The organism is Streptomyces harbinensis (assembly GCF_900116145.1).
Classification (GTDB): Bacteria; Actinomycetota; Actinomycetes; order Streptomycetales; family Streptomycetaceae; genus Streptomyces; species Streptomyces carpaticus.
The window spans coordinates 472,105-484,669 of record NZ_FPAB01000005.1; the positions used below are offsets into that span (position 1 = coordinate 472,105).

General features: G+C 71.5%; 12 protein-coding genes. 7 read left to right on the forward strand and 5 right to left on the reverse strand.

Going from position 1 to position 12,565, the window contains the following annotated elements; genetic code table 11:
- Window positions 1-111 precede the first annotated feature (111 nt).
- The 6 genes from BM385_RS17155 to BM385_RS17180 all read left to right on the forward strand — a co-directional run bounded on the left by BM385_RS17155 (window position 112) and on the right by BM385_RS17180 (window position 7,792).
- Window positions 112-1,374: an extracellular solute-binding protein gene (locus BM385_RS17155; RefSeq protein ID WP_019433304.1), complete on the forward strand. Its 1,263-nt coding sequence runs from the start codon at window positions 112-114 to the stop codon at window positions 1,372-1,374.
- Window positions 1,375-1,422: 48 nt separating this feature from the next.
- The gene (locus tag BM385_RS17160; protein WP_093843573.1) at window positions 1,423-2,397 is read left to right on the forward strand and encodes a carbohydrate ABC transporter permease; all 975 of its coding nucleotides are present in this window, start codon (window positions 1,423-1,425) and stop codon (window positions 2,395-2,397) included.
- Window positions 2,394-3,308, forward strand: a complete 915-nt coding sequence (locus BM385_RS17165) for a carbohydrate ABC transporter permease (RefSeq protein ID WP_019433306.1) — start codon at window positions 2,394-2,396, stop codon at window positions 3,306-3,308. Before BM385_RS17160 ends, BM385_RS17165 begins: the two co-directional genes overlap by 4 nt.
- Window positions 3,309-3,315: 7 nt before the next feature.
- Window positions 3,316-4,884 carry a glycoside hydrolase family 3 protein gene (locus BM385_RS17170; RefSeq protein ID WP_093843574.1) on the forward strand — a complete coding sequence of 523 codons (1,569 nt, stop codon included), beginning with the start codon at window positions 3,316-3,318 and terminating at the stop codon, window positions 4,882-4,884.
- 23 nt (window positions 4,885-4,907) lie between these two features.
- Window positions 4,908-5,933, forward strand: coding sequence for an SIS domain-containing protein (locus BM385_RS17175; RefSeq protein ID WP_051131110.1), 1,026 nt, complete (start codon window positions 4,908-4,910; stop codon window positions 5,931-5,933).
- Between the two features lie 365 nt (window positions 5,934-6,298).
- On the forward strand, window positions 6,299-7,792 hold the full coding sequence (locus tag BM385_RS17180) for a sensor histidine kinase (protein WP_093843575.1): 1,494 nt from the start codon (window positions 6,299-6,301) through the stop codon (window positions 7,790-7,792).
- Between the two features lie 186 nt (window positions 7,793-7,978).
- On the opposite strand, the gene BM385_RS17185 is transcribed toward BM385_RS17180, so the two are convergent.
- Both BM385_RS17185 and BM385_RS17190 read right to left on the reverse strand, forming a co-directional pair.
- A complete protein-coding gene (locus tag BM385_RS17185; RefSeq protein WP_019433310.1) occupies window positions 7,979-8,236 on the reverse strand; it encodes a WhiB family transcriptional regulator in 258 nt (85 codons plus the stop codon).
- A 331-nt stretch (window positions 8,237-8,567) separates the two neighbouring features.
- On the reverse strand, window positions 8,568-9,536 hold the full coding sequence (locus BM385_RS17190; protein WP_093843576.1) for a diacylglycerol/lipid kinase family protein: 969 nt from the start codon (window positions 9,534-9,536) through the stop codon (window positions 8,568-8,570).
- A gap of 73 nt (window positions 9,537-9,609) precedes the next feature.
- Here BM385_RS17190 and BM385_RS27195 point away from each other — a divergent pair, with 73 nt between their 5' ends.
- Entirely contained in the window at window positions 9,610-10,023 is a 414-nt protein-coding gene (locus BM385_RS27195) for a hypothetical protein (RefSeq protein ID WP_019433312.1), read from the forward strand.
- A gap of 66 nt (window positions 10,024-10,089) precedes the next feature.
- Here the strand turns inward: BM385_RS27195 and BM385_RS17200 are convergent, their stop codons facing one another.
- From BM385_RS17200 to BM385_RS17210, 3 genes are all read right to left on the reverse strand, one after another.
- Complete coding sequence (locus tag BM385_RS17200; protein ID WP_019433313.1) at window positions 10,090-10,965, reverse strand: RNA polymerase sigma factor SigF; 876 nt, start codon at window positions 10,963-10,965, stop codon at window positions 10,090-10,092.
- A gap of 38 nt (window positions 10,966-11,003) precedes the next feature.
- Window positions 11,004-11,417: an ATP-binding protein gene (locus BM385_RS17205; protein WP_019433314.1), complete on the reverse strand. Its 414-nt coding sequence runs from the start codon at window positions 11,415-11,417 to the stop codon at window positions 11,004-11,006.
- A 162-nt stretch (window positions 11,418-11,579) separates the two neighbouring features.
- Window positions 11,580-12,533: a 1-aminocyclopropane-1-carboxylate deaminase/D-cysteine desulfhydrase gene (locus tag BM385_RS17210; RefSeq protein ID WP_093843577.1), complete on the reverse strand. Its 954-nt coding sequence runs from the start codon at window positions 12,531-12,533 to the stop codon at window positions 11,580-11,582.
- Window positions 12,534-12,565 lie beyond the last annotated feature (32 nt).

Consider the following 12,565-nt stretch of genomic DNA (forward strand, 5'->3'; position numbering starts at 1 on the left):
TCCTTGGTCTAGTCCAGGCTCCGTGCAACTGGTCTACACCTCTTGTTCCTTCCCTACTAACCACCGCTCCCGGCACGGGTGTCAAGGGGCGGATGCCCCGAGGAGGGTCACGTGAAGCGCACGCTGATGGCCGCCCTATCGGTGACGGCGATGACCGCCGCACTGGCCGCCTGCGGCACCGGCGACGACGGCAGCGGTTCGAGCGGCGGGGGCGGTTCGTCCGATTCCCTGACCGTTTGGCTGATGGACGGATCCGCGCCGGAACCGTGGGTGACCGAGCTCAACCAGGCGTTCGAAGCCGAGCACGGCGTCACGGTCGATGTCCAGATCCAGCAGTGGGGCGGCATCCAGGACCGGCTCACCACCGCGCTGTCCGAGGACGGCACCGTCGATGTCATGGAGATCGGCAACACCCAGACCGTGGGGTACGCCAACACCGGCGGCCTCGCCGATCTGAGCGAGCTGCGCGACGAGCCGTGGAACAGCAACATGCTCGCCTCCGCCGAGATCGACGACACCCTGTACGCGGTGCCGTGGTACGGCGCCAACCGGGTGGTCATCTACGACAAGCAGATCTGGGCGGAGGCCGGCGCCGAGGTGCCCACCACCCGGGACGAGTGGATCACCGCCCTGGAGACGATCCGCGACAACACCGACGCCGAGCCCATCTACCTGCCGGGCCAGAGCTACTACGTGCTGGGCGGTTTCATCGCGGACGAGGGCGGCAGCTTCGCCGTCGAGGACGGCGACGAGTGGAAGGGCTCGCTGAACACCCCCGAGGGGCAGGCGGGCATGGAGTTCTACGCCGAACTCCAGTCCTTCTCCGACTCGCCCACCGACAATGACGAGGCGTCGCCCCAGCAGTCCACCGACATCGTGCCGAACGGCAACGTGGCGTCCTGGATCGGCCTGGGCTGGGAGGCGAACGGCGCCATCGAGGCACTCGGCGGCGAGGCCGACTTCGGCTACTTCCCGGTCCCCGGCAAGACCGCCGACCAGCTCGGCAACGTCTTCCTCGGCGGATCCAACCTGGCGGTCAACGAGCGCGCCGGCAACCCGGAGCTCGCCCGCGAGTGGCTGGCCCTGGCCACCTCCCAGGAATGGGCACAGAAGTTCGTGGACGCCAACGGGGGCGGCGTCGTCCCCAACCGCACCGATGTGACCGCCAACCCGGAGGCCGGCTCCTTCGCCGAGGCCATGGTCGCCTCCGCCGATGTGGGGTTCCTGCCACCACTGACCACCGGATGGGCCAACGTCGAAGCCGTCCCGAATCCGATCAAGGAACTGATGACCGCGTCGCTCAACGGCGAGGACTACGCCTCCGCCGCCCAGGCGGCCGACTCGGAGATCACCACCCGCATCAACCGCGAATAGTCCGCGCGGCGGCGGATCCCTCCCAGCGAAGGACGAGGAAGAACACGCATGTTGACCGTGGACACCGAGGGACCCGGGACCGGCACGGCGGGCAGCAAGCCCGCCGGCCGGTCCGGCCGCCGGTACGCACCGCCCGGCGGCTGGCTGCCGTACGTGCTGATCGCGCCCGCCGTGCTGGCGATCGTGGGCATCCTCGGCTACGCCCTGGTGCGCAACCTCCTCATCTCCTTCCAGGCGTTCGGCCGCCGCCAGCTGATCTCCCACACCACCGAGTGGACCGGCTTCGACAACTACCGGCGGGTGCTGGAGGACGAGCGCTTCTGGGCCTCCCTCACCCGCACCTTCGTCTTCATGGCCGCCAACGTGGTGCTGATCATGGTGCTCGGCACCCTGATCGGGCTGCTGCTGAACCGGCTCGCCAAGCCGATGCGGCTCACCCTGTCCATCGCCCTGGTGGCCGCCTGGGCGATGCCGGTCATCGCCACGACCACCGTCTTCCGCTGGCTGTTCGACACCCAGTTCGGGGTGGCCAACTGGGTGATGCGCACACTCGGCTTCTCCGGCTACGAACAGCACAACTGGTTCAGCAGCGGCTTCTCCACCCTGACCATCGTCACCGTGCTGATCGTGTGGGCCTCGGTGCCGTTCGTGGCGCTCAACCTCTACGCCGGGCTCACCACCATCAGCGGCGAGATCTACGAGGCCGCCCGGATGGACGGCGCCTCCGGCCCGCGGATCTTCTGGTCCATCACGGCGCCGATCATGCGGCCGTTCTTCCTGATCACCACCTTCCTGGAGATCATCTGGGTCTTCAAGGCGTTCACCCAGATCTACGCGCTGAACGCCGGCGGGCCCAACCGCGAGTCCGAGACCCTGCCGGTCATGGCCTACATCGAGGGCATGATGCAGAACCAGTACGGGGTGGCGGCGGCCATCTCCGTGCTCACCCTGGTCATCCTGCTGGTCGCCCTGTCCTTCTACTTCCGCCTGATCCTCAAGCAGGAGAAGGAGCCGCAGTCATGACCGCCACCGACAAGGCCGTCGCCCAGGCCCCCGCCGCCCGGCACCCCGTCGCGGCCCGCGACGCCGCCGCCTCCGTCCGGGCGCGCCGCACCAAGCGGCTGGGCCGCTTCGGACTGAACTCGGTGGCCCTCGCGCTCACCGTGCTGTTCCTCTTCCCGGTCTACTGGATGTTCTCCACGTCCCTCAAGAGCAACTCCCAGGTGCTCGTGAAGGACCCGGTCTTCTTCTTCACCCCCACCTTCGAGCACTACTCCACCGCCACCGGGGTCGACCTGTTCTGGACGTACGTCCGCAACAGCCTGGTGGTGACCCTGGCCGCCGTCCTGCTGGCGCTGCTGGTGGCCCTGGCCGCCGGCTTCGCGATCGCCCGGCTGCACTTCCGCGGCCGGCGCGGCATGGTGCTCGTGGTGATGATGGCCCAGATGGCGCCCTGGGAAATCCTGATCATCGTGATGTATCTGAACGCCCGGGACGCCCAGGCGCTCAACAGCCTGGTCACCCTCATCGTCATCTACTTCGTGATGGCGCTGCCCTTCACCATCTGGACGCTGCGCGGCTTCATCGCCGCCGTGCCCAAGGAACTGGAGGAAGCCGCCCTGATCGACGGCTGCACCCGCACCCAGGCGTTCTTCCGCATCATCTTCCCGCTGCTGGCGCCCGGGCTGATGGCCACCTCGCTGTTCGGCTTCATCATGGCCTGGAACGAGTACGCCATGGTGCTGGTGCTCAACAAGGCCCCCGAGATGGCCACCCTGCCGCTGTGGCTCACCCAGTTCCAGACGAACTTCGGCAACGACTGGGGCGCCACCATGGCCGCCTCCTCCCTGTTCACCGTCCCCGTGCTGATCGTTTTCATCCTCCTCCAGCGAAGGGTCACCGGCGGTCTGTCCGCGGGTGCCGTGAAGGGATAGCCCCGCGATGACCACCACCCACCGCGCCACCGACACCCTCACCCGCGACGCCCTCGCCGTCCTCCAGCCCACCTTCGCCGGCACCACCGAGGCCCCGGCCTGGCTGCTGCGCCAGCTGGAGAACGGTATGACCGGCGTCGGGCTCTTCGGCCGCAACGTGCAGAGCACCGCACAGCTGGCCGCCCTCACCGCACAGCTGCGCGCCGCCAACCCCGAGGTGCTGGTCGCCACCGACGAGGAGGCCGGCGACGTCACCCGCCTCGAACTCATCGGCGGCTCCTCCTTCCCCGGCAACCTCGCCCTCGGCGCGGCCGACGACCTGGACCTCACCCGCGAGGTGGCCACCGCCATCGGCCACCGGCTCACCGAAGCCGGCGTCACCGTCAACTGGGCGCCCTCGGCCGACATCAACACCGACCCCGGCAACCCGGTCATCGGCGTCCGCTCCTTCGGCCAGGACCCCCACCTGGTCGCCCGGCACACCGTCGCCTTCGTCGAAGGGCTCCAGAGCACCGGCGTCGCCGCCTGCGTCAAGCACTTCCCCGGCCACGGCAACACCAGCGTCGACTCCCATCTCGCCCTGCCGCGCATCGACATCGACCTCGACACCCTCCACTCCCGCGAACTCGTCCCCTTCAAAGCGGCCGTCGCCGCCGGCACCCGCTGCGTGATGAGCGCGCACATCCTGCTGCCCGTCCTGGACCCCGACCGCCCCGGCACCCTCAGCCCCAGCGTGCTCACCGGGCTGCTGCGCGCCCCCGAGGCGGACGGCGGCCTCGGCTTCGACGGGGTGATCTACTCCGACGCCATCGAGATGAAGGCGATCGAAGCCGTCCACGGCCTGGCCCGCGGTTGCGCCCTGGCGGTGGCCGCCGGCGCCGACGCCATCTGCGTGGGCGGCACCCCCTCCGACGAGGACGAGGTGCTGACCCTGCGCGACGCGATCATCCAGGCGGTACGCGACGGGGACCTGTCCGAGGAACGCCTGCACGACGCCGCCGAACGGGTACGCGCGCTCGGCCGCTGGACCGCCACCGCCCGCACCGCGGCCACCACCACCCCCGGCGCCCCCGCGCGGGACATCGGCCTGGCCGCCGCCCGCCGCGCCCTGCGGGTGACCCGGCAGCCCGGCGCCGCCCCGTACACACCGCCGGCCCGGCCGCCGTACGTGGCCTCCTTCCACCCGGTGGCCAACATCGCCGTGGGCCACCACACCCCGTGGGGCGTGGCCACCGAACTGGAGCGGCTGCTGCCCGGCACCCGCTCCGCCGAGCACACCGCCGACCGGGCCGGCGCCCTGGGCCCGGCGGGCCTGGCCGCCCGGATCCTGGCGGAGGCCGGCGAGCAGCCGGTGGTCGCGGTGGTCCGCGACGCGCACCGGCACCCGTGGATGGCCGACACCGTCACCGCGCTGCTCGCCGCCCGGCCCGACACCGTCGTGGTGGAGATGGGGGTTCCCGCCTCCTCGCCCACCGGCGCCCTGCACATCGCCACCCACGGCGCCGCCCGGGTCTGCGGGCGGGCCGCAGCCGAGATCATCGCCGGGGTACCGGCGGGGGAGGACCGCGACCAGTGACCAGTGACCGGCCCGGCCGCATCATGGCCGGTGAGATGGCCGAGCAGCCCGCCGTGCTGCGCCGCCTGCTGACCGAAGGGGCCCCCGCCATCCGGGAGACGGCCCGCGCGATCGCCGCCCGCCGGCCCCGCTTCGTCCTGCTGACCGCCCGGGGCACCTCCGACCATGCCGCGCTCTACGCCAAGTATTTGCTGGAGATCGAGCTGGGCCTGCCCTGCGGCCTCACCTCCATGTCCACCACCACCGCCTACGGGGCCACCCCCGAGCTGCGGGACGTGCTGGTCATCACGGTGAGCCAGTCCGGCGGCTCACCCGATCTGCTCGCCTCCACCCGCGCCGCCCGCGCGGCCGGCGCCCTCACCCTCGCCGTCACCAACAACCCCTCCTCCCCGCTGGCCGGGGCCTCCGAGTTCCACATCGACGTGCTCGCCGGACCCGAGGAGGCCCTGCCGGCCACCAAGACCTACACCGCCGAACTGCTCGCCCTGTACCTCCTGGTGCAGGGCCTGCGCGCGGCGGACGGCGCCCCGGACGCGGCCGGGCTGCCCGAACTGGCCGAGCGGATCCTCGACCGCCGCCAGGAGATCACCACCCTGGCCGCCCGCTACCGCTTCGCCCAGCGCATGGTCCTCACCTCGCGCGGCTACGGCTACCCCACGGCCAAGGAAGCCGCCCTGAAACTCATGGAGACCAGCTACATCCCCGCGCTGTCCTACTCGGGGGCCGATCTGCTGCACGGCCCGCTGGCCATGGTCGACAACGTCTCCCCGGTGATCGCCATCGTCACCGACGGCAAGGGCGGCCGGGCCCTGCAACCGGTGCTCGACCGGCTCCGCGACCGGGGCGCGGATCTGATGGTGGTGGGCCCCAAACCCCAGGTGGACGCGGCCTCGGCCGGCTTCGCGCTCCCCACCGAGGGGGTGCCGGAGAACCTTCAGCCGATCCTGGAGATCATCCCGCTCCAGATGCTGGCCCACGAGATCACCCTGGCCCGCGGCCAGGACCCGGACGCGCCCCGCGCGCTGGCCAAGGTCACCGAGACCCGCTGAACCGTCCGCAGCCGTGGCCCCTGGGGCGCACGCGCCGTCCCGGCGCGCACCCAGGGCCGCGGCGCCTGAGAGGGACCCTCAACCCTCCCGGCACCGCAGCCCGGAGCGATCGCGGACCCGGGCGCCGTCAGGGCAGAGAGCACCGGGGCCTCGCGTTCTGCCCTCCTGTGCGGGGAGGACAGAGGTATCGGAAGCTGCGGTCCGGTCCATTCTGACCGCAGCCGCGGCGGCTGTCCATGCTCTGAACGCAATTCCCGCGCCCACCGCCGCCATCCGCCCGGCTGCCGACGTTTCCTGATCACAGCGGCGCACCCCTGGCGGTGCGCGCCGCTCACCATCCGGACACCCGCCGGTAAGCTCCCCGTGTGCCCTCCATGAACGACCTCGTCCACCAGCACACCGATCTCGGGGAACGCGATCTCGAGTGGCTGCACCTGCTGGTCTCCGAATGGCAGCTGCTCTCGGACCTCTCCTTCGCGGACCTGGTGCTGTGGCTGCCCACCCGGGACGGCACCCGTTACGTCTCCGTCGCCCAGATGCGCCCCAACACCGGCCCCACCTCCTACCAGGACGACATGGTCGGCCACCTCGTCCCGCGCGGGCGCCGCCCGCTGCTCGACGTCGCCCACGACGAGGGCCGCATCGTCCGCGAGGGCGACCCCGAATGGCGCGAGGAGGTCCCGGTCCGGGTCGAGTCGATCCCGGTGCGCCGCGAGGGCCGCGTGCTGGGCGTCATCGCCCGCAACACCAACCTCCTCACCGTCCGCACCCCCAGCCGCCTCGAACTCACCTATCTCCAGAGCGCTTCCGACCTCGCCCAGATGATCGCCGGCGGCACCTTCCCCTACCCGGGCCAGCAGGTCGGCATGGACCGCGCCCCCCGGGTCGGCGACGGCTTCCTGCGGCTGGACGCCGACGGCGTCGTCCAGTACGCCAGCCCCAACGCCCTCTCCGCCTACCACCGGCTCGGCCTCGCCGCCGACCTGGTCGGCCTCCCGCTGGGCCCCACCACCGCCGAACTGGCGCCCACCCGGGGCCCGGTGGACGAGTCCCTGGTCAAGCTGGCCAGCGGCTACGCGCCCCGGGAGACGGAGATCGAGGGGAACGACTGCGTCGTCCAGCTGCGCGCCATCCCGCTCAAGCCCAAGGGCGAGCACATCGGTTCGCTCATACTGCTGCGCGATGTGACGGAACTGCGCCGCCGCGAGCGCGAGCTGATCACCAAGGACGCCACCATCCGGGAGATCCACCACCGGGTGAAGAACAACCTCCAGACCGTGGCCGCCCTGCTGCGCCTCCAGGCCCGCCGGATCGGCGCCACCGGCGACGAGAACGCCCGCGCCGCGCTGGAGGAGGCGGTGCGCCGGGTCGGCTCCATCGCGATCGTGCACGAGACGCTCTCGCAGAACCTGGACGAGCGGGTCGAGTTCGACGAGATCGCCGACCGGGTGATCACCATGGTCGCCGAACTCTCCCCGGACGGCCGGGTCACCGGCCACCGCAGGGGCCGCTTCGGCATCCTGGACGCCGAGATCGCCACCCCGCTGTCCATGGTCCTCACCGAAATCCTCCAGAACGCCCTGGAGCACGCCTTCGGCCCCGGCGAGACGGGCCGGATCGAGGTCGGCGCCACCCGTACCGAGGTACGCCGCGGCTCGGCCCGGCTGCTGGTCACGGTGACCGACAACGGCCGCGGGCTGCCGGAGGGGTTCGACCCGCGCTCGGACGGCAGTCTCGGCCTCCAGATCGTGCGCACCCTGGTGGAGGGGGAGTTGGGCGGCCGGTTCGACATGATCGCGGCCGAGGGCGGCGGCACCCGGGCCGTCCTCGATCTCCCCGTCGAGCAGCGCAAGCGCTGAACCCGGCGGCCGGCTGCCGGCCGGCCCGCTGCGGACAGACGACGAGCCCCGGACCTGAAGTGGTCCGGGGCTCGGTCGCGTTCATCGCGTATCGCGTGGCACCTGCGGTCGGTGCGCTGTGTGCTGCGGCTCGGGGCAGCAGTGGCGGGGTGGCAGCCGCCGGGCGAGGCCTGGGCCGGCCTCGGGTCAGGCGGTGGCCTTCCGTGCCCGGTTGCGAGCGGCGCGGCGCTTCATGGCGCGGCGCTCGTCCTCGCTCATCCCACCCCAGACACCGGAGTCCTGGCCGGACTCCAGCGCCCACTGCAGGCACTGCTCCATGACGGGGCAGCGGCGGCAGACGGCCTTGGCTTCCTCGATCTGCAGCAGCGCGGGACCGGTGTTGCCGATGGGGAAGAACAGCTCGGGGTCTTCCTCGCGGCAAACGGCGTTGTGACGCCAGTCCATGTCTGCTCCATCTCCTGCACGTTGCAGTTACATTGCTTGTGAATGTGAACGCTTTCACGAACCCCCCGACAAAGAACGAGCCGTGGCTTGCGCTGCGGTGGATGTCTTTGCCGGGATCCCGCTGGGTGGGGAAGAAGGATTCGGGCGATCCTGGGGGCCGAGGTTTCGGCCGTCCCGATCGCCATGTAGAGGTTCGCAAACCTCAGCGGCGGATACAACCCCTTCCGGAAAGTTTTTTTTGAATCCTTGGTGTCGTGTTGCTCACAGCCCTACTTCTCCTGGGTGGAGTCTGGGCTAAACGTTCGACTGTAAGGACTTTTCGGCGTTCCGCTCACACAATCACACGCAGTGCACGGCGTACGCCTGTGAAGGTCACACTCGTGCGCACTCCGAGATGGTCACCATCAAGCTGAAACGGCAGTGGCACCTGCGATTGCAAGGTGAACTCCGTCTCATCGTGGAGCGAGACCACATGCTTCCCCTGCGGCCCGCGCTCCGGCGAGGACATCAGCAGTTGCGTGACATACCGGGTCAGACCCGGCGAGGACAGCTTGGAGATCGCCATCACGTCCAGCGCGGTGTCGAACGACGCCCGCGGCGCCGCGTACACCGGCCGGTTCCCGAAGAACGTCCACGGCGCCGTGTTGCACACTATGGACAACACCAGCTCCTCCACCGGGTCGTGGCCCGGCCGCAGCAGGGTGATCGGCCCCCGCTCCCCGTGCGGATGGCGCGCGAACGCCCGCAGCCCCTGCCGTACGTACAGCGCGTGCGTGGACCGCTTCCCGCGCGCCCGCTGCCGCTCCACCCGCCCGATCACCCCGGCGTCGAACCCGAGACCGGCACAGAAGGTGAACCAGCGCCCCGGCACCTCCGCGTCCCGCGACCCCGGCGTCCCGGACGCGAGACCCAGCCCGATCGTCCGCTCCGAACCGGTGTGCAGCGCGTCCAGCAGCGCCCCCGTCGCCTCCACCGCGTCGTTCGGCAGGCCCAGCGCCCGCGCGAAGACATTGGTCGAGCCGCCCGGCAGCACCGCGAGCCGCGGCAGCCGCTCCGGGTCCGGGCCGTGGTGCAGCAGCCCGTTGACCACCTCGTTGGCCGTGCCGTCCCCGCCCAGCGCGATCACCAGATCGACGCTCTCCTCCTCGGCCGCCCGCCGGGCCAGCTCCCTGGCGTGGCCCCGGTGTTCGGTGGCGGCGACCTCCAGCTTCAGATCGCTGGCCAGCGCGTGCGTGAGAACTTCACGGGTCCGGACACTGGTGGTGGTGGCGACCGGATTGACCACGAGAAGCGCGCGCATGGAGTGCAGCGTACCCAGCGCGGGAGGTTCCGGGCGTCAAGGGTGCGCCGGACCGGCCCTATACCCTGGCGGCGTGAGCGAGAACAGCACCCCCGCCGAGCGGCCCGGTACCGTGACGGCCGCCGCCGTCCTCACCGGGCTCCAGGGCCTGGTCGCCGCCGGCCTGGGCGGCTACATGCTGCTGCTGGTGGCCACCGGCGACCCCGGGGACCCGATGCAGGCCGTCGTCGGAGCGATCACCGTGCTGGCCCTGGCGCTGGTGCCGCTGGCCGCCGGGCACGGACTGTGGCGGCTGCGCAGCTGGAGCCGGGGCCCGGCCGTGATCACCCAGCTGCTGATGCTTCCGGTGGCCGGCACCCTGGCCGGCAGCGGCGGGGCCTGGCCGGCGGCCGCGGTCGCGCTCGGCGGCACCGCCCTCGCCGTCCTGGTCTGCCTGATGAACCGGACCTCGGCCCAGGCCCTGCACATCGGGGCCCGCGGCGCTTGAGACGCCGGCCCGCGCGGTGACGCGTACGGGTTACGGGGCACGGGGCGAGCGCGCCCCGTACCCGCCTCACTCCTCCACGAGCAGCTTGTCCCGCAGCTGCGCCAGCGTGCGGGCCAGCAGCCGGGAGACGTGCATCTGCGAGATCCCGACCTCCTGCGCGATCTGCGACTGCGTCATGTTGCCGAAGAAGCGCAGCAGCAGGATCTTCTTCTCGCGCGGCGGCAGCTCCTCCAGCAGGGGCTTGAGGGATTCGCGGTACTCCACCCCCTCCAGCGCGTCGTCCTCCGCGCCCAGGGTGTCCGCCACGGCGGGCGATTCGTCGTCGGTGTCGGGGACGTCGAGGGACAGCGTGCTGTAGGCGTTCGCGGACTCAAGACCCTCCAGCACCTCCTCCTCGGAGATGTTCAGCCGCTGGGCCAGCTCGTGCACCGTCGGCGCCCGGCCGTGCTGCTGGGACAGCTCGGCGGTCGCCGTGGACAGCGAGAGCCGCAGCTCCTGGAGCCGGCGCGGCACCCGGACCGCCCAGCCCTTGTCCCGGAAGTGCCGTTTGATCTCCCCGACCACGGTGGGGGTGGCGTAGGTGGAGAACTCCACCCCGCGCTCCGGGTCGAAGCGGTCGACCGACTTGATCAGCCCGATGGTGGCGACCTGGGTCAGATCGTCCAGCGGCTCACCGCGGTTGCGGAACCGCCTGGCCAGATGCTCGACCAGCGGCAGATGCATCCGTACCAGGGCGTTGCGCAGCTCGGCCCGCTGCGGCGAGCCGTCGGGGAGGCCGCGCAGTTCGATGAAGAGATCGCGGGCGGCGCCGCGGTCCTGGGGATCGGGCAGCGCCCGCCGGGTGGCGGCCGTCGCCGGTGGTGGTGGCGGCGGTGGTGATGGTGGTGGCGGCTCGGGCTGGCCGGGGATGGCGGCGGCCCGTGCCTGGTCCAGGTCGTTCATGTCGGCCCCCTCGTCAGCCGGCGGCCCCACTACGCCGGTCACGGCGCTCCGGGGGCGGCGCCGCGCGTCTTGTGCAGGCTGATACTGACCGTCTTGTCGTCCTTGACGGTCGATTCCACCTCACCGGCCAGCGCGCTCAGGACGGTCCAGGCGAAGGTGTCCCGCTCGGGGGCGTGACCTTCGGTGGTGGGTGCCGAGACGGTGACCCGCAAGGCATCCCCGACCAGCGTGAAAACGCATTCGAGCACACTGCCCGGGATGGCTTGCTGGAGCAGGATCGCGCAGGCCTCGTCCACCGCGATGCGCAGATCCTCGATCTCGTCGAGGGTGAAGTCCAAGCGGGCCGCGAGACCGGCCGTGGCCGTACGCAGTACCGAAAGATAGGCACCCGCCGCGGGCAGCCGGACCTCGACGAAGTCCTGCGATCCTGGCTCACCTGGGAACTGGGACACCCTCACCTCCACAGTGGCTGTCACTGATTGAGCGCTGCCCGGCACCACCGAGGGTGCCGCGCGCCAACACGAAACGTACGCCCTGCGACGCTACCGCGATCACTGGCGTGCTGTCGCCTGGATCTTCGCGGCCACCTCAGCGGTATTACTCATCGTAATGCATCAAGTGCGTTCTGTGGTGGGGTGGATGGGATTCATTACGGTTTCCGGGCCGGGGACTCCGGTGATCACGGCGGCCAGGGTGGTGCCGGGTGCGAACGCCCCCTCTCCGGCGAGCGCGGTGAGCGCGTACAGCAGTTTGGCCACGTAGATCACCTCGATCCCGGGCAGCCCGTGCCGGCCGGCGAAGTCGGTGGCGAACTCCCGCAGGACGGGCGGCACCCGGGCGTAGCCGCCGTGGTGGAAGCGCTCGTCGAGCCGCCAGTCGCCGCGCGGGCCGCCGAACGCCTCCTCCTGGAGGGCGCGGACCCGCCCGGCCAGGCCCGCGCCCTTGAGGACCGGGACGCCCAGCGCCCGCCGCCCGGGGCCGAGTCCGGCGGCGAGCCCGGCGAGCGTGCCGCCGGTGCCCACGGCGACGGCCGCCACATCGGGCGGATCGGCGGCCTCGCGCAGTTCGCGGCCGAGTTCGGTGCAGCCGTGCACGGCGAGGGCGTTGCTGCCGCCCTCCGGGACGAGGTAGGGGTCGCCGAACCGGGCGCGCAGCGCGGCGAGGTGGGCCGGATCCTCGCGCAGCCGGTACGCGGCCCGGCTGACGAAGTGCAGCCGCATGCCGTCGGCGGCGCAGCGGGCGAGCGAGGGGTTGAGGGGGCGGCCGGCGAGTTCGTCGCCGCGCACCACGCCGATGGTGGCGAGCCCGGTGATGCGGCCGGCCGCCGCCGTGGCGCGCAGATGGCCGGAGTAGGCGCCGCCGAAGGTCAGCAGGGCGCGGTGGCCGGCCGCCCGCGCCGCGCGCACGTTCGGCATGAGCTTGCGCCACTTGTTGCCGATGAGTTCGGGGTGCAGCAGATCGTCCCGCTTGAGGAGCAGCCGTACCCCGTGCCGTGCGAAGCGCTCGTCGCGCACCTCCTGGAGCGGGGAGGGCGGCGGCGTCGGGAGCGGGCCGGGTGCGCGCGTCATGCCGGTGAGGCTACCGGGGGCGGGGGCGGGCG